We start from the raw sequence: 16,983 nt of genomic DNA, 5'->3' as shown, positions 1-16,983 counted from the left end.
AGAGGGAAGGGTGAGGGGCCATCAAAAGGGGATCGGGAGGGGCTGAAGGAGCCGTAGCCCCCTGCCCTTACTCCGCCGCGAGGACGAGGTCGTCGCGGTGGATCATCTCGTTGCGGCCCTTGTAGCCGAGCACGGCCTCGATGGCCTTCGAGCTCTTGCCCATGATCTGCACCGCCGCCACCGCGTCATAGGCGACGAGGCCGCGGCCGATCTCCGCCCCGTCGGGCCCGCGGACCACCACGCAGTCGCCGCGCTCAAAGGCGCCATCGACCTTGCGCACGCCGGCCGGCAACAGGCTCTTGCCGCCCCGCAGGGCGTCCACGGCGCCTGCGTCGAGCCAGAGCACGCCGCGCGGCTCCAGCGAGCCGGCGATCCACTTCTTGCGGCTGGTGACGGGATGGGTGGGGGTGAGGAACCAGGTGCAGGGCCCGCCCGATTCGATGCGCGACAGCGGCGCGTCGTGCTTGCCCGAGGCGATGACCATGGTCGTGCCGGCGGTGGTGGCGATCTTGCCGGCCTCGATCTTGGTGGTCATGCCGCCTCGCGACAGTTCCGAGGCAGCGCCGCCCGCCATGGCCTCGATCTCCGGCGAGATGCGCGGCACGACGGGAATGAGGGTCGCGGAGGGGTCCTTCTGCGGCGGGGCGGTGTAGAGCCCGTCGATGTCCGAGAGGAGCACGAGGCAGTCGGCGCCCACCATCGTGGCGACGCGGGCCGCCAGCCGGTCGTTGTCGCCGTAGCGGATCTCGTCGGTCGCAACCGTGTCGTTCTCGTTGACCACGGGCACGGCGCGGACGCCGAACAGCGTCTCCATCGTGTTGCGGGCATTGAGATAGCGGCGGCGCTCCTCGGTGTCGTGGAGGGTCACGAGGATCTGGCCGGCGACGATGCCGTGCTGGCCCAGCACCTCCGACCAGGCGCGCGCCAGCGCGATCTGGCCGACTGAGGCGGCCGCCTGGCTCTGCTCGAGCTCCAGCGGCCCCTTGGGAAGCTTTAGCAGCGTGCGGCCGAGGGCAATGGCGCCCGAGGAGACCACCAGCACGTCGGCGCCGCGGGCCGCGTGGCGGGCGATGTCGGCGCCGAGCGTCTCCAGCCAGCCCTGGCGCAGCGCGCCCTTGGCACCATCGACGAGCAGCGAGGAGCCGACCTTCACGACGATGCGGCGGAAGGCGCCAAGCGCGGGGGGTGAATCGGAAGGGGCCATAGGGCTGTGCCGGACGCTGAGGGGCTGCCTGAAACCAAGAACCCCAGCAGGGTGGCGACCTTGCTGGGGTTCTTCAGGAAATTGGTGCGGTCGAGAGGACTCGAACCTCCACTCGGTTAAGAACTACCACCTCAAGGTAGCGCGTCTACCAGTTCCGCCACGACCGCATGCCGAGTTGCCCCGGCGAGGCGGCTGTCTAGCAGAGCGTTTCGGTGGCCGCAAGGCTCAAAGAACGCTCTGTCGACAACCTCATTCGAACTCCATGATCACCGCGTCCACGGCCAGGCTGTCGCCCGCCTTGGCGGCGATGGACTTGACCTTTCCGTCCCGCTCGGCGCGCAGCACGTTCTCCATTTTCATCGCCTCGACGACGCAGAGCGCCTCGCCCGCCTTGACCTCCTGGCCGACGGACACGGCGATCGACTTGACGAGGCCGGGCATCGGGCAGGTCAGCTTCTTGCCCGTGTCGGCGGCGGTCTTCACCGGCATCAGCGCGGCGAGCTCGGCCTCGCGGCGGGTATAGACATGCGCCGTGGTGGCGATGCCGCGATAGGCGAGCGTCACGCCGTTCGGGATGGCCTTCACCAGCAGGTTCACCACCTTGCCATCGACCTTGCCGGCAAAGACCGGCTGGCCCGGCGTCCAGGACGAGGCGACGGTGTGGGTGCGCAGCTCCGTGCCGCCGGCCCCATCGAGCAGGCGCACGGCGATGAGCCCGTCATCCTCGAAGACCTGAACATCGTGGCGGCTGCCTGCCATCAGCACCACGCGGTCGCGGTCGAAGGCGACGCGGTGGCCCTGGCGCATCTGGTGGGAAATCTTCCGCTTCCGGACGTTCTGGATGTGGTCGATGAAGGCGGCGACCGCCGCCATGACCCCGGCCGCATCGCCCTCGGGCGGACGGGCCTTGAACCCTTCCGGATATTCCTCGGCGATGAAGCCGGTGGAGAGGTTGCCGGACTGCCAGCGCGGGTGCTGCATCAGCGCGGCGAGGAAGGGGATGTTGTGCTGGATGCCCTCGATGGCGAAGGCATCGAGCGCATCGGCCTGCGCGGCGATGGCCTTGTCGCGGGTCGGCGCCCAGGTGACGAGCTTGGCGATCATCGGATCGTAGTAGAGCGAGATCTCGCCGCCCTCGTAGACGCCGGTGTCGTTGCGCACAATGGCGTCGCCCGCGGGCCCTTCCGCCGGCGGGCGGTAGGTCACGAGCCGGCCGATGGACGGCAGGAAGTTGCGGTACGGGTCCTCGGCATAGATGCGGCTTTCGACCGCCCAGCCCTTCAGCTTCACCTGGTCCTGGGTGAGGCTGAGCTTCTCGCCATAGGCGACGCGGATCATCTGCTCGACGAGGTCCACGCCGGTGATCATCTCGGTCACCGGATGCTCCACCTGCAGGCGGGTGTTCATCTCGAGGAAGTAGAACGACTTGTCCTGCCCGGCGACGAACTCCACCGTGCCGGCGGAATCGTAGTTCACGGCCTTGGCCAGCGCCACGGCCTGCTCGCCCATGGCGCGGCGGGTGGCCTCGTCGAGGAGCGGCGACGGCGCCTCCTCGATGACCTTCTGGTTGCGGCGCTGGATCGAGCATTCGCGCTCGCCGAGATAGATGACGTTGCCGTGCTTGTCGCCGAGGACCTGGATCTCGATGTGGCGCGGATTGACGATGAACTTCTCGACGAAGACGCGGTCGTCGCCGAAGGAGGACTTGGCCTCCGACTTCGCCAAGGTGAAGCCCTCGGCGACCTCCGAGGCCGAATTCGCGATGCGCATGCCCTTGCCGCCGCCGCCGGCGGAGGCCTTGATCATCACGGGATAGCCGATCTCGTCGGCGATGCGGGTGGCGTGGGCCGCGTCCTCGATCACGCCGAGGAAGCCCGGCACGGTCGAGACCTTGGCCGCAGCCGCCGCCTTCTTCGACTCGATCTTGTCGCCCATGGCCGCGATGGCATGCGGGTTCGGGCCGATGAAGATGATGCCGTTGTCCTTCAACGCCTGGGCGAAGGCCTCTCGCTCCGACAGGAAACCGTAGCCCGGATGGACGGCCTCGGCGCCGGTCTGCTTGCAGGCGGCGATGATCTTGTCGATGACGAGATAGCTCTCGGCCGCAGCCGGCGGACCGATATGGACGGCCTCGTCAGCCATCTCGACATGCATGGCGTCACGGTCGGCGTCCGAATAGACCGCGACCGTCTTGATCCCCATCTTCCGCGCCGTCTTGATCACGCGGCATGCGATCTCGCCGCGGTTGGCGATCAGGATCTTCTTGAACATGCAGGAAGTCTTTCCGGCGGCACGCACAGTGGAGAGAATGGAGGCGTTCTAGAGCCACGGGCTCGTCGGCGTCCACTCAGCTAATGGGATGACGACCCGGTGTCGCACCGGGCCGTCTCCACCATGCAAATTACCTGCCGGACGGGTCCGCAGGCGCCGGTCAGCCGCGCAGCGGCTTCAGGGCCGTCGCCCACTTCACCAGTTCATCGAGGACCTCCTTGGCGCTGGTGGCCATGAGGTCGTTCGGGGTGAACTTGGCGTCCGGGCCGAGCCAGGAGCCGAAGCCCGGCACGGCGACGGCCTGCGGGATCGGCATGACCTTCAGCGTGGTCAGCGTCGGCTTGATCTGCTGGACGGCGCGCAGGCCACCCGAGACGCCGCCATAGGCGACGAAGCCGGCCGGCTTGTAGGCCCATTCCTGGGCGAGGAAGGTCAGCGCGTTGTAGAGCGCCGGCGAGACGCCGTAATTGTACTCGGGCGTCACGAAGACGAAGGCGTCGGCGGCCTTCACGCTCGCCGACCAGGCCTTGGTGTGCTCCTTCTCGTACTTCGCCATGCGCGGATGGTTCGGCTCGTCGAAGACCGGCAGGTTGAAGCTCGCGAGATCGACCAGCTCGGAGGTGAAGCCGCCATGGGCGTTGGCGACGTCGTTGAACCAGGTGCCGAGCTGGGGGCCGACGCGGCCGGGCCGCGTGCTGGTGATGATGGTGTGGAGCTTGAGGCTCATCGGGTTCTCCCTAGCGCCGCCGACCATCGGCTGACGCGATGCGGAATTCGTGGTTACTCTTTGTAACCGAGGCTATTCTGGTAACTTATCACCGCGGGTTCAAGGAGGCACAGCCATGGAACGAGGTCACACCGATGTAACCGCCCTCGCCGAGGGACCCGAGGATTGCGCCGCGGTGAAGCCGGTCCTGGCGCGGATCGGCGACAAATGGGTGGTGCTGGTGGTGCGGCTTCTCGGCCGCCGCGGCCCCCGCCGCTTCAACGAACTGCGCCGCGAGATCGGCGCCATCTCGCAGCGCATGCTCACCCTGACGCTGCGGGGCCTGGAACGCGACGGCCTCGTCACCCGCACCGTCCATCCGACCGTGCCGCCCCGCGTCGATTACGAGCTGACGGATCTCGGCCGGTCGCTGATGGGCCCGATCGAGGCGCTGGGCAACTGGGCCTTCGCCCACAAGGACGAAATGGACGCGGCCCGCGCCCGCTTCGACCGGTTGCATGGCAAGGCTGCCCCTCCCCCGTCGGCCAGGCCGACGGCCAAGGCGGCGGGAAGCGCCCTCAAGGGATGACGCGCAGCTCGCTGTCGCGGCCGACAAGGCGGCCAAGGGTGCGCAGGCGGTTCGACAGCCGCTCGCCGGCGAGCCCGCCGAGGTCGCCGGACAGCGTCAGCACCAGCCGCCGGTCCTCCACCGCCAGCGGCGCGCGCGGCAGCGCGCCGGGCATGGCGGCCGAGACGAGATAGGCCACCCGCATCGCCGCGCCGAGAATGCGGGCACGGTCGAGCAGGCGCACGCCGACCAGTTCACGGATGCGCGGCGACATGAATTCGTCGAGCAGGCCCTCGTGGCGATAGAAGCTCGCCAGCGCGATATAGGCGCGGCCGGGATGATCGACGCCGACGAAATTGGCGTGGGCGATGATGTTGAGGCTCTGCTCGCCGCGATAGTCGGGATGGGCGCGCCAGCCGATATCGGCCAGCAGGCAGGCGGCGTGACGCAAGCGCCGCTCCTCGCCGCTCTCCTCCAGATGGGCGACCTCCATGAACCGGTCCGTCCAGGCGATGAGCTCCTCGCCATGGCGCGGCGAGCGCGAGCGCAGGAGGCAGAGCTCGCGGGCGGCGGAGATCAGCGGATCGGTGGCGCGCTCCTCCTCGTCGAGGAGCGAATAGAGCAGGCCCTCGCGCACGCCGGTGACGGAGATGACGACGCGGTCGACCTTGGCGGCGCGGACCACCGCCTCCAGCACCAGCGCGCCATAGGCGAGCAGCGGCCGGCGGCTTTCGGCCACCACGTCGATGCGCGAGATCGTGTCGGTCGGCTGGCGGCTGACGAGATAGCAGAAATCAGCGATCTCCTTCCCCGACAGCGCATAGCCATGCATGACGTTGAGCGGATAGCCGCGCTGGGCCATGTGGAGCTTGGCGAGCGAGCGCCAGGTGCCGCCGACCGCATAGAAGGTGCGGCCCTTGCCCTTCTTCAGCACGTCGACCTTGGAGACGAGCTTGGCGGCGATGCGCTCGGCCTTCTTCACGGACTGGCCGGACGTGTCCTGGAGGGCGAGGCCGCCGAGCGGCAGCGTCACGCCCTGCCCGATCTTTTCGCCCTTAATGTCGACGAGTTCGAGGGAGCCGCCACCGAGGTCGCCGACAATGCCGTCGGGATCGTGGATGCCGGAGACCACCCCGAGGGCGGCGAACATCGCCTCGTCGCGCCCGGAGAGGAGGCGCAGCGGCACGCCGCAGATCGCCTCGCAGGCGGCGATGAAATCCTGACCGTTGGCGGCATCGCGCACGGCGGCGGTGGCCAGCACGTGCAGCTCGCCGACGCGCAGCTGGGTGCAGAGCGCCCGGAAGCGGCGGATGGAGGCGAGCGCCTTGGCCACCGCGTCGTCGGACAGGCGGCCCGAGGTCTGCACGTTGCGGCCGAGGCCGCACAGCGCCTTTTCGTTGAAGATCGGCGTCGGCGAGCGCGTCAGCGCCTCATAGACGACGAGGCGGACGGAATTGGAGCCGATATCGATGACGCCGATGGTCGGCCCGAGCTGCAGCCGCCCGGGCGCGATCTCGAAAAGGTCACTCTGCGGCCCGCTCGACCCGGCTGGCGAAGCGACGGGGAGACGATTCTTTGAGTGATTTTCCACGTCCCGACAGGCTCGGATTGGTCATGAAGTATTGATGGGCGTTGAAGGCCTCGTCGCCTTCGGCCGGCTTGATACGCTCCGAGGTCCCGTCCGGCAAGAGACGCCAGCTCTGCTGGTTGTCCTTGAGGTTAGCGATCATGATCTGGTCGAGCACCTGTTCGTGGACCGTCGGATTGACCACCGGGCAGAGAACCTCCACGCGGCGGTCAAGGTTCCGCGGCATCAGATCGGCCGAGGACAGATAGACCCGCGCCTTGGCATGGGGCAGGCCGTGGCCACCGCCGAAGGCATAGATGCGGCTGTGCTCGAGGAAGCGGCCGACGATGGACTTGGCGTGGATGTTCTCCGACAGGCCGGGCACGCCCGGACGCAGGCAGCAGATGCCGCGCACGACGAGGTCGATGCGCACCCCCGCCTGGCTCGCCGCATAGAGCGCGTCGATCAGCATCGGATCGACCAGCGAGTTCATCTTCAGCCAGATGGCGGCGGGCTTGCCGGCCTTGGCGAAGGCGATCTCCTCGGCGATGTGCTCCAGCAGCTTCTTCTTCAGGCTGAGCGGCGAGATGGCCATCGCCTCCAGCTCCTGCGGCTCGGCATAGCCGGTGATGAAGTTGAAGATGCGGGCGACGTCGCGGCCGATGACCGGGTCATCGGTGAAATAGGACAGGTCGGTGTAGATGCGCGCGGTGATCGGGTGATAGTTGCCCGTGCCCACATGGCAGTAGGTCACGAGGTTCTCGCCCTCGCGGCGGATCACCATCGACAGCTTCGCGTGGGTCTTCAGCTCGATGAAGCCGAAGACGACCTGGACGCCGGCGCGCTCGAGGTCGCGGGCCCAGCGGATGTTGGCTTCCTCGTCGAAGCGGGCCTTGAGCTCGACGAGGGCGGTCACCGACTTGCCGGCCTCGGCGGCCTCGGCCAGCGCCTTGACGATCGGCGAGTCGGAGGAGGTGCGGTAGAGCGTCTGCTTGATGGCGACGACATTCGGGTCGCGCGCCGCCTGGTTGAGGAACTGCACCACCACGTCGAAGCTCTCATAGGGGTGGTGGACGACCAGATCCTTCTGGCGGATCGCGGCGAAGCAGTCGCCGCCCTGGTCGCGGATGCGCTCGGGGTAGCGCGGCGCATAGGGCACGAATTTCAGGTCGGGCCGCTCCAGCGAGACGAGCTGGGCGAGTTCGTTCAGCGCCAGCACGCCCTCGACGCGGAAGATCTCGTCCTCATGGACGTCCAGCGCGCTGGCGATGAACTGGCGCAGGTCGTCCGGCATGGAGGCCTCGGCCTCGAGGCGGATCACCGAGCCGCGGCGGCGGCGCTTCAGCGCGGATTCGAAATGGCGGACGAGATCCTCGGCCTCTTCCTCGATCTCGAGGTCGCTGTCGCGGATGATGCGGAAGGCGCCCTGCCCCCTCACGTCGTAGCCGGGGAAGAGCCGGTTGATGAACAGGCCGACCGTCTGTTCCAGCGTCACGAAACGCTTCGCGCCGGTCTCGGCGAGATCCGGCAGCTTGATGAAGCGCTCGATCTTGGCGGGCACGCGGATGAGCGCACGCATGGAGCGGCCATCGGCGATGCGCTGCAGGGCCAGCGCGACGGTGAAGCCGAGATTGGGGATGAACGGGAAGGGATGGGCCGGGTCGATGGCGAGCGGCGTCAGCACCGGGAAGACATGGCCGAGGAAATGATCCTCCAGCCAGGCGCGCTCCGCCTTGGTGACGTCATGGGCGTCGACCAGCACGATCCCCTCGTGCAGGAGGTCCTCGCGCAGCTCGCGCCAGCGCATCTGTTGGTCCGAGGCAAGGCTCGCTACCGCTTCCGAGATCTTGGCGAGCTGCTCGGCGGGCGTGAGCCCATCCGGCGAGACCGTGCCGACGCCCTGTCGCACCTGTCCCCGTAGGCCGGCGACACGGACCATGAAGAACTCGTCGAGGTTGTTCGCCGAGATGGAGAGGAAGCGCAGCTGCTCCAGCAACGGATGGTTGCGGTTGGAGGCCTCCTCCATGACACGCCGGTTGAACTGGAGCCAGGACAACTCCCGGTTGATGAACCGCTCCGGCTTGTCGATCAGATCGCTGACGAAGGTCGGCTTGGCGACCTCGCGCACGGCGGAGGCCGCGGCGGCCGACTGGTTGCGCCCGAGCCCCTTGACCTCGGCGGCGACGCGGGCTGTCGCATCCTTCTTCGTCTCGGCGGCGGTCATGCTGAACCTTTCGGGCGGGTTGGTGGTCACCCTTCGCCCGCCATCATGACGGCACTGTGACGGCCGTCAAACAGCTTGAACGCGAGCCGTCAAAACAAGTTCGGCTGCATCACCCGGTCGAGGACCTGCGCCGCCAGCGGCCGGGTCAGCCGCCGCCCGGTCTCCAGCGCCTCGCGGTCCAGTTCGGCGACGAGGCGGCGCGCCGCATCGAGCGAGCGCTCCATCCGCCGCGCCAGATATTCGACGATGTCGCCGTCGACCACGAGCTGCCGATCCGCGAAGAGCTTGACCAGCACGGCGCGCAGCAGCGCATCCTCCGGCTCCTCCAGCGCAACGACCGGCAACGCCCTCAGCCGCGAGGCGAGGTCCTTGAGGCCGACGCCCCAGGAGACCGGCGCCTCCCGCGCGGTGAGGAGCAGGAAGGCGTCCTCCTCGCGCGCGGCATTGAGGAGATGGAACAGCGCGACCTCGGAGGTGCGCGGTCCGGCATCTTCCAGGAGCAGCGCCCCGGTCGCCAGCGCATCGGCCGGCACGATGCCGGCGAGATCGCGCGCCGCGACCCGTCGGGCACCGGCGATGTCGGCCCAGATCGACCCGAGATGGCTCTTCCCCGCCCCCGGAGGACCGATCAGCGCGACGGTCTTGGCCGGCCAGTCCGGCCAGCCCTCGACGAGCCCGAGCGCCGCGGCATTGCAGGGCGCGGGGAGGAAATCATCGCGGGACAGGCTTTCGGGCAGCGCCAGATCCAGGGCCATCTGCCGCGGACCGGGCCGCGGTGCGGTCGGGACCATCTCACCTCTCCGGACGTGCCGGACCTCCAAGCGGCTCTGGCCGCGTGACGCCCGTATAGAGCGGGCTCGCGAGGTATTGCCTGATGGCGAACCGCGTCAAGACGCCGATGGAGGCGGCGAGCGGCACGGCGAGCATCAGCCCGGCAAAGCCGAACAGGGCGCCGAAGGCGAAGAGGGCGAACATCAGCCAGACCGGATGCAGGCCGACCGATTCACCCACGAGGTTCGGGTAGAGCACGTAGGACTCGAAGAAGACGCCGATGCCGAAAATGGCAAGGATGACGAAGACCATGGTCCAGTCTGGCCAGAACTGGACGATGGCGACGCCCGCGGCGAACATCAGGCCGGTGATCGAGCCGACATAGGGGATGAAGCTGAGGAACCCGGTGCCGAGCCCGATCAGCAGGCCGAAATTCAGGCCCGCGCCGCTCAGGGCCATGCCGTAATAGATCATCAGCACGAGGCAGACCGTGGCCTGCCCGCGCACGAAACCCGCCATGGCGATGTTCATCTCGCGCATCAGGCCGAGGATCGTCTCCTTGTGGGGCAGCGGCAGCCAGGAATCGACCTTGTCCATCATCCGCGTCCAGTCCTTCAGCAGGTAGAAGGCGACGACGGGCGTGATCACGGCGAGGCCGAAGAGATAGATGAAGGTCGCGCCGCCCGCCCACAAGCTCTGCTGGACGAAGCTGGCGATCCAGCCCGTCGACTGCGTCACGAGTTCGGCAACGCTGCGGGAGACGTCGGGCAGCCGGTCGCCGAGGACCCGCTGCAGCCATTCGCGGTTCTGCTCGGTGGCCAGCGCCTGCAATTGCACGACATAGCTCGGCAGCCGCGCCACGAAGGCGGTGAGCTGCGTCGCGAGCACCGGCACGATCAGCAGCATCAGCACGATGAAGACGACGACGAAGGTGCCGATGACAGCCAGCGCGCCGACGACCCGCGGCACCCGCAGGCGCTCGAGCCGGCTGACGAAAGGATCGAGGAAATAGGCGAGCGCGAGGCCCGCGACGAAAGGCAGGAGAATGCCGCGCAGCACGTAGAGGGCCAGCGCCAGCACGGCGAGGCCGCCGATCCAGAAGCCGACCTGTCTCTGGAGCGTCACCGGTGATCCTCTCTGCGTCCCGCGGCGCGGGTCGATGCTGGGCAAGGCCAAGGTCGCAAGGCGCGGCCCGGCTTTCAAGGGGCGCGGTGCTGCGCCGCAGTCAGGTCGACATGTGCCGGGTCCAGCCGACCATGTAGGCGGCGGCTGACGCCAGGGTGAGGCCGGCGACCGCGTACATGGCGATCATGATGGCCCATCCGAGGTCGATCTTGAGCCCCTGGGCGGCGAGGACCAGCGCGGCGAAGATGATCTGCGCGGCCGTGTTGGCCTTCGAGACCATCAGTGGCTGGATGGTGAGCGGCTTTTCCATCAGCGTCGCCAGCACCACGGCGCCGACGATCATGATGTCGCGGGAGACGACGAGGATCGCCACCCAGGGCGGAATGAAGCCGAAAATGGCGAGGGAGACGTAGATCGAGACGATCAGCGCCTTGTCGGCGAGCGGATCGAGATAGGCGCCGAGCTCGGTCTGCTGGTTGAAGTGCTTGGCGATATAGCCGTCGACCGCATCCGTCACGCCGGCCACGACAAAGGCCGCGAGGGCGATTTCCATCTGCTTCTGGGCGATCGCCCAGACGACGATCGGCACCAGCAGGATGCGCAGCAGCGTGAGAAGATTCGGAATGTTCACTGTCGCGCAGTCGATGCAGCCCCCGGGAGGCGGACCTTAGTGGCCGCCTGTTCGGATTCCAAGGCGGCGCAAAGGCCTATGCAGAGGCCAGACGCCGTCAGGCCGCGTCGCAGCGCCGCACGAAGGCCTGGATGCGGGTGATCGACGGCGCGTCGTTCAGAAGCGGTGCGTGGCCCTGCCCCGGCACGGTGAGGATGTCGAGGTCCGGCCGCCGCGCCGCCATGGCGGCGACGGTGCCCTCCGACAGGATGTCGGAATTGGCCCCGCGGATGACCATGACCGGCACGGCACCCAGTCCGTCGAACTGCGGCCAGAGGGTCGGCAGCGGCTGGTCGAAGTTTACCGCTTCCAGGGTCTTGGCCAGCGCCGGATCGAAGGCGGCTTCCAGCCTGCCCTCGCGCTCCATCCAGATGCTGCCGGCCTGGCGCCGCCAGTCCTCGTCGGTGAGCGCGGGAAAGCGTGACTGCGAGATGGTCTTGAGCAGCGTCACCGCCTCGTCCCAGTTGGCCGGGCCCGGCAGGCGGCCGAGATAGCTCTTGATGCGGGCAAGGCCCGCCCCGTCGATGACCGGGCCGATGTCATTGAGGATGGCGCCGGCGATGAGGGTCGGCCGCGCCGCCGTGGTGAGCATGGTGAGGAGCCCGCCCCGCGAGGTGCCGAGGAACACGGCCCGCTCGAGGCCCAGCACCGTGGTGACGGCGAGCAGGTCGTTCAGCTCGACGGGCAGCGCATAGTTCTGCCAGTTCGGATCGCGGTCCGAGAGGCCGCGCCCGCGATAATCCAGCGCGACCACCTGCCGCTCGGCAGCAAGCGCCCGCGCCACCACGTCGAAATCACCGGCATTGCGCGACAGGCCCGGCAGGCACAGCACCGGCAGCCGGCCACTGACCGGCTGCCCATAGAGGCGGGCATGGAGCTTCAGTCCATCGGAGGACGTGACGAAACGGCTGGTGAAACCGCCCTGGACGCCCTCCATGCCCCCTGCCCCGCTCACGGCTTCTTCGGATCCACGGCGATGCGGATGGAGAGCTCGCGCAGCTGCTTCGGGGTCGCCTCGCTCGGCGACCCCATGAGCAGGTCTTCCGCCCGCTGGTTCATCGGGAAGAGCGAGATCTCGCGCAGGTTCTGCACGCCGCAGATCAGCATGACGATGCGGTCGATACCGGCCGCCATGCCGCCATGGGGCGGCGCGCCGTAATGGAAGGCGCGATACATGCCGCCGAAGCGCTCGATCACCGTCTCCTCGGAATAGCCGGCGAGCTCGAAGGCCTTCACCATGGCCTGCGGGCGATGGTTGCGGATGCCGCCCGAGGCGATCTCGTAGCCGTTGCAGGTGATGTCGTACTGGAAGGCCTTGATCGACAGCGGATCCTGGCTCTGCAGCGCCTCAAGGCCACCCTGCGGCATGGAGAAGGGATTGTGGGAGAAGTCGATCTTCTTCTCGTCCTCGTTCCACTCGTAGAAGGGGAAGTCGACGATCCAGGCGAGCTCGAACCGGTCCTTGTCGATGAGGTTCAGCTCCTCGCCCACCTTGGTGCGGGCAAGGCCCGCGAACTTCACGAACTTCTCGGGATTGCCGGCGACGAAGAAGGCCGCGTCGCCTTCTTTCATGCCGAGCTGGTCGCGGATCGCGGCGGTGCGCTCAGGGCCGACATTGTTGGCGATGGGACCGGCGCCCTCGCCGCCCTCGCGCCACATGATGTAGCCAAGGCCAGGCTGGCCCTCGCTCTGCGCCCAGGAATTCATCCGGTCGCAGAAGGCACGCGAGCCGCCGCCCGGCGCGGGGATCGCCCAGACCTCGTTCTTCGGATCTTCCAGCATCCGCGCGAAGACTTTGAAGCCCGACTCGCGGAAATGATCCGAGACGCCCTGCATCACCAGCGGGTTGCGCAGGTCCGGCTTGTCGGAGCCGTATTTGCGCATGGACTCGGCATAGGGAATGCGCGGGAACTTCTGAGTGACCGGCTTGCCCTCGGCGAAATCCTCGAAGACGCCGCGGATGACCGGCTCGACCGAGGCGAAGACGTCTTCCTGCTCGACGAAGCTCATCTCGAGGTCCAGCTGGTAGAACTCACCCGGCAGGCGGTCGGCGCGCGGGTCCTCGTCGCGGAAGCAGGGCGCGATCTGGAAGTAGCGGTCGAAGCCGCTCATCATGATGAGCTGCTTGTACTGCTGGGGGGCCTGCGGCAGCGCGTAGAACTTGCCGGGATGGATGCGGCTCGGCACGAGGAAGTCGCGGGCGCCTTCCGGCGATGAGGCCGTCAGGATGGGCGTTTGGAACTCGAAGAAGCCCTGGCCCTTCATGCGCCGGCGGATGGCGTCGATCACCTCGCCGCGGGTCATGATGTTCTTGTGCAGCTTCTCGCGGCGCAGGTCGAGGAAGCGGTACTTGAGCCGCGTCTCCTCCGGATAGTCCTGGTCGCCGAAGACCTGCAGCGGCAGCTCGTCCGCCTTGCCGAGCACCTCGAGGTCGGTGATGAACACCTCGACGTCGCCGGTGCCGATCTTGGGGTTCTTCAGCCCCTCGTCGCGCGCCTTGACCCGGCCGTCGATGCGGATGACCCACTCGGCGCGGCAGGCTTCCAGCGCCTTGAAGGCCGGCGAATCCGGATCGGCGAGGCACTGGGTGATGCCGTAATGGTCGCGCAGGTCGACGAAGAGGATGCCGCCATGGTCGCGGATGCGGTGGCACCAGCCGGACAGCCGGACGGTCTCGGCCACATGGGTTGAGCGCAGCTCGCCGCAGGTGTGGGAACGGTAGCGGTGCATGGAAGCCTCAGGGTCTTCTGGTGGGCGCTTGGCGCGCCGGGCCGAACGGGAGTTGCGTCCCTTTAACGGATGGATGCGCCGTCTTCAAACGGAAGCGGCGGGAAGCGGCGCGGCAATGGGGAGGTCAGCGGGCGACGATCTCGATGCGGCGGTTGCGCGCCTTGTTGGCAGGGCTGTCGTTCGGAACCAGCGGCCGCGTCGCGCCATGCCCCTCGGCGAGGAGGCGGCCTGCCTCGACGCCGCGGCGGATGAGATGGGCGACGACCGCCTGCGCCCGGCGCTGGCTCAGGTCGACGTTCTGGGCCGCGATGCCGTCGGAATCGGTGTGGCCGGCAATGGTGAAGCGGACGCGGGGGCAGGTGTTCATGGCCTGCGCCACCCGGTCGAGACGCGCCTGGCTCGCCGGCTCCATCACGTCGCGGCTGATGCGGAAGGCGATGCCGCCCTGCGCGAGTTCCGCCGCGACCGCAGCGATGCAGGCCGGCGGCGCCGGGGGCGGCGGCGATGCGGCGGGGGCTGTCAGCGTCGTGGTGACCGTGAACCCGAACGGAGCAGACCCGGTGATGGCGGCGCGCGCCGCCGTTTCCGATGCGGCGTCCGGCACGCGGCCGGTGACGGCGAGGCTCGTGCCCTCCAGCCTCGCCTCGCCCGTCTCCACGAGGGCGAGGTGGCCGACCCCGGCAATGGCTGCCGTCACGAAGCCCTGGGGCGCCCCGGAGGCCAGCTCCTGCTCGTCGATGACGGTGGCGGGCGCGGCGAGCGCCTCGGCCGCCGACCGGATCTCGACGCGCTCGGCTTCCGAGGAGACATAGCCCCGCAGCAGCACGCGTCCGTCGCGCTTCACCGCCGCCCAGCGGAAGGGCGACACCACGGGGGCGGCGATGGTGGCGCTGGCGACCGTGACGCCGACAGCGGCGCCCGGCCCCTCGCGCAGGGCCCGGTTCACCGCGACATAGCCGGCACGGTCGGCGGGCTCGCCGGTGACGGAGAGGCTGCGATCGACGATTCGCACCTCGCCGCCCCTGAGCCGGGCGAGCTGCATGAGGCCGAACCGGGCCGCGCCGGCCCAGTCGATCCCGGCGGGAGCCCCGGCAGCGACCGCTGCGCCGCCCTCGGGCTGAAGGCCAAGCGAGCGGGCGAAGGCCGCGATGGCATCGCGATCCTCCGGCGAGGCCACCACACCGGCGATCCGCACCGTGTCGCCGCTGCGCCAGAGCGTGAGGGTGAAGGGTGCGACCCGCGGGGGGTTAAGCGCCTCGCGCTGCAGGGTGAAGCCGGTCGGCAGGGCGGCAAGGGCCGCGCGGACCGCATCGGCGCCGGCGAGGCCGTCGGGGCGGCCCTCGACGGTCAAGGTCGTGCCGGAGACCAGGACCGCTCCGGGCTTCAGCCGGGCGATGATGGCCCCGGCCCAGGTGGCGGCCTCGCGGAAGGCGGCCGGTGCGTCGGGACGGATCTCGGTCGTATCGATCGTGGCGATGTCGCCGCCTGCAGCGCGAAGCGCAGCCGCCAGCGCCTCGCGCGTCGCCTCATCCGGCAGGACCCCGCCGATGGCGACGAGATCCCCCTCGCGCACGAGGGAGAGCTGCGTGCCTGTCTCCGCATGAGCACGCTCAGGCGCCGGCACCAGGGCGGCGACCAGCGCCAGCCAGCCGGCGACAGCGAAACGGATCCGACCTGCAGCCGCCATCATCATCCCCCGCCAGTTCGTCCGAATCCGGCATCGGCGCGCCGGTGGTGCGGACATGCCGCCGCCCCCGTCGCCACGCAAGGGAAAAGACGCCGCGCGCGCCTGCCGGCCGCCGCGCTCGCGCGCGCTCACGCGACCGCTACTGGCCTCCGGCAGCGGCAGCGCATACTTATAAGGAGAGCGGAGCGTGCCGGGCCTCGCCCGGTCGCCGCGCCTCAATGAAACCGGCGGCGTCCCGGCGCCGTTGATCGCACATCGCCGATCACCGAGCCCGGACGAAGCGCCCGAGACGAGGAAGCCCCATGTCCATGCCCCGTTCGATCCGTCCCGCACTGGTCCTCGCCGCCCTCCTCGCGGCCGGCCCCGGCCTTGCCCTCGCCCAGAGCTTCAGCGGCGGTGGTGGCGGCGGCGGCGGTGGCCACGGCAGCAATGACGGCACGATCGACCAGCGCTCCAACCGGATGACCGTGTCGATCCGCACCGTGCCGGTCGGGCAGTTCTGCCTGCGCGCCGTCGCCGCCATCGGCTACGACCCGCGCTCCAATCAGCGACTCTATGCCATCCAGTTCGACTCGGGGCCGATGACCTCGCTGGGGGCGGTCGCCTACGAGAACGCCTTCTCGAGTGCCCGCACCGAGCAGGACGCCGCCTCCGCCCTCGCCAGCGCCCGCCGCGACTCGCAACCCTACAGCCGCAGCGCCGGCGCCTGCTGATCCCGCGATTCGACGGACGAACTGGTCCTGGCGCAAACTCCATGAACCCCGCGGCGCGCCTTCGGCCCCGTGGGGTTCAGCGGTTCTGGAGGGCGGCCCGCGAGGCATTTGCCCCCCCTTGGGCGCCGCTGTTCCAAAACGGCGCGATTCCACGCCCCCGGCGCGTGGAGAACCTACCGACATACCGCCAAAACCGCTGGCTTTGCCGACAAGGCCGCGGATCGGACGCGGGAGACGTTAACCCGTTCACGCCGGCGTGAATTGCCTTTTTGTTCGATATTTCAACGGATTGCGGATGCTGTGACGTGGCGGACTGCGGTTAAAACGCGCGTGTCCTTCCTGCAACAGTCCTTGCCAAAGCCTTTCCACACGGCCTCTGCGGCGCTTGTTTCGATTGATCGACGCAAGGGCATCGGTAAAGGTGACCCTGCGACGAAGGGGGGCACCCCGGTCGCACCGCCCTTCCTGGGGTCGAACGGCAGACAGCCACGACAGCAGAAAAGGCGGCCACACGGGGAATATCGGAACCAAAGCCGTCCAACGGCGCGGAACCAGGCTCCCTCAGGAGAAACATTTGGAGGTCTACAACATGAAGACGGTTAAGAGCCTTCTTCTCGGCGCTGCGGCGGGCTTCATTGCCCTCTCGGGCGCCCAGGCAGCGGATCTCCCGGGCAAGGCTGCTCCCGCCGAGTACGTTCGCATCTGCGACACCTACGGCGCGGGCTTCTTCTTCATCCCGGGTTCCGA

At 68.6% G+C, this 16,983-nt stretch carries 14 protein-coding genes and 1 tRNA gene; 3 read left to right on the top strand and 12 right to left on the bottom strand.

Annotated features, from left to right (window positions below; all coding sequences use genetic code 11):
• Window positions 1-67: 67 nt before the first annotated feature.
• The 4 genes from proB to C8P69_RS20520 all read right to left on the bottom strand — a co-directional run bounded on the left by proB (window position 68) and on the right by C8P69_RS20520 (window position 4,202).
• Entirely contained in the window at window positions 68-1,204 is a 1,137-nt protein-coding gene (gene proB, locus C8P69_RS20535; protein ID WP_108179327.1) for a glutamate 5-kinase, read from the bottom strand.
• Between the two features lie 82 nt (window positions 1,205-1,286).
• A tRNA-Leu gene (locus C8P69_RS20530) sits at window positions 1,287-1,371 on the bottom strand.
• Window positions 1,372-1,453: 82 nt separating this feature from the next.
• Window positions 1,454-3,475, bottom strand: a complete 2,022-nt coding sequence (accC, locus tag C8P69_RS20525; RefSeq protein ID WP_108179326.1) for an acetyl-CoA carboxylase biotin carboxylase subunit — start codon at window positions 3,473-3,475, stop codon at window positions 1,454-1,456.
• A gap of 160 nt (window positions 3,476-3,635) precedes the next feature.
• Entirely contained in the window at window positions 3,636-4,202 is a 567-nt protein-coding gene (locus tag C8P69_RS20520) for an NADPH-dependent FMN reductase (protein WP_108179325.1), read from the bottom strand.
• Window positions 4,203-4,317: 115 nt separating this feature from the next.
• On the opposite strand from C8P69_RS20520, the gene C8P69_RS20515 reads away from it, so the two are divergent.
• Entirely contained in the window at window positions 4,318-4,770 is a 453-nt protein-coding gene (locus C8P69_RS20515; protein WP_108179324.1) for a winged helix-turn-helix transcriptional regulator, read from the top strand.
• Here the strand turns inward: C8P69_RS20515 and ppx are convergent.
• The 8 genes from ppx to C8P69_RS20475 all read right to left on the bottom strand — a co-directional run bounded on the left by ppx (window position 4,760) and on the right by C8P69_RS20475 (window position 15,523).
• Window positions 4,760-6,340 (bottom strand): exopolyphosphatase, encoded by a 1,581-nt coding sequence (gene ppx, locus C8P69_RS20510; RefSeq protein ID WP_342750214.1) that lies wholly within the window; start codon window positions 6,338-6,340, stop codon window positions 4,760-4,762. The genes C8P69_RS20515 and ppx overlap by 11 nt on opposite strands.
• Window positions 6,273-8,540, bottom strand: a complete 2,268-nt coding sequence (locus tag C8P69_RS20505) for an RNA degradosome polyphosphate kinase (RefSeq protein ID WP_108179323.1) — start codon at window positions 8,538-8,540, stop codon at window positions 6,273-6,275. The genes ppx and C8P69_RS20505 overlap by 68 nt, the downstream gene beginning before the upstream one ends.
• A gap of 89 nt (window positions 8,541-8,629) precedes the next feature.
• On the bottom strand, window positions 8,630-9,331 hold the full coding sequence (locus C8P69_RS20500) for an HdaA/DnaA family protein (protein ID WP_108179322.1): 702 nt from the start codon (window positions 9,329-9,331) through the stop codon (window positions 8,630-8,632).
• A 1-nt stretch (window position 9,332) separates the two neighbouring features.
• Entirely contained in the window at window positions 9,333-10,436 is a 1,104-nt protein-coding gene (locus C8P69_RS20495; protein ID WP_108179321.1) for an AI-2E family transporter, read from the bottom strand.
• A gap of 100 nt (window positions 10,437-10,536) precedes the next feature.
• Window positions 10,537-11,067 carry a CDP-alcohol phosphatidyltransferase family protein gene (locus tag C8P69_RS20490; protein ID WP_108179320.1) on the bottom strand — a complete coding sequence of 177 codons (531 nt, stop codon included), beginning with the start codon at window positions 11,065-11,067 and terminating at the stop codon, window positions 10,537-10,539.
• 97 nt (window positions 11,068-11,164) lie between these two features.
• Complete coding sequence (locus tag C8P69_RS20485) at window positions 11,165-12,061, bottom strand: alpha/beta fold hydrolase (RefSeq protein ID WP_245902160.1); 897 nt, start codon at window positions 12,059-12,061, stop codon at window positions 11,165-11,167.
• A complete protein-coding gene (gene aspS, locus C8P69_RS20480) occupies window positions 12,058-13,836 on the bottom strand; it encodes an aspartate--tRNA ligase (protein WP_108179318.1) in 1,779 nt (592 codons plus the stop codon). The genes C8P69_RS20485 and aspS overlap by 4 nt, the downstream gene beginning before the upstream one ends.
• 124 nt (window positions 13,837-13,960) lie before the next feature.
• Window positions 13,961-15,523, bottom strand: coding sequence for an OmpA family protein (locus C8P69_RS20475; protein ID WP_146167393.1), 1,563 nt, complete (start codon window positions 15,521-15,523; stop codon window positions 13,961-13,963).
• Between the two features lie 302 nt (window positions 15,524-15,825).
• On the opposite strand from C8P69_RS20475, the gene C8P69_RS20470 reads away from it, so the two are divergent.
• A complete protein-coding gene (locus C8P69_RS20470) occupies window positions 15,826-16,236 on the top strand; it encodes a hypothetical protein (RefSeq protein WP_108179316.1) in 411 nt (136 codons plus the stop codon).
• 589 nt (window positions 16,237-16,825) lie between these two features.
• A partial coding sequence (locus C8P69_RS20465) for a porin (protein ID WP_211353852.1) occupies window positions 16,826-16,983 on the top strand: 158 nt, incomplete at its 3' end.

Source organism: Phreatobacter oligotrophus (assembly GCF_003046185.1).
Taxonomy (GTDB): Bacteria; Pseudomonadota; Alphaproteobacteria; order Rhizobiales; family Phreatobacteraceae; genus Phreatobacter; species Phreatobacter oligotrophus.
The sequence above is the reverse complement of the archived record's forward strand: the minus strand, read 5'-3'. Positions and strand labels throughout refer to the sequence as shown.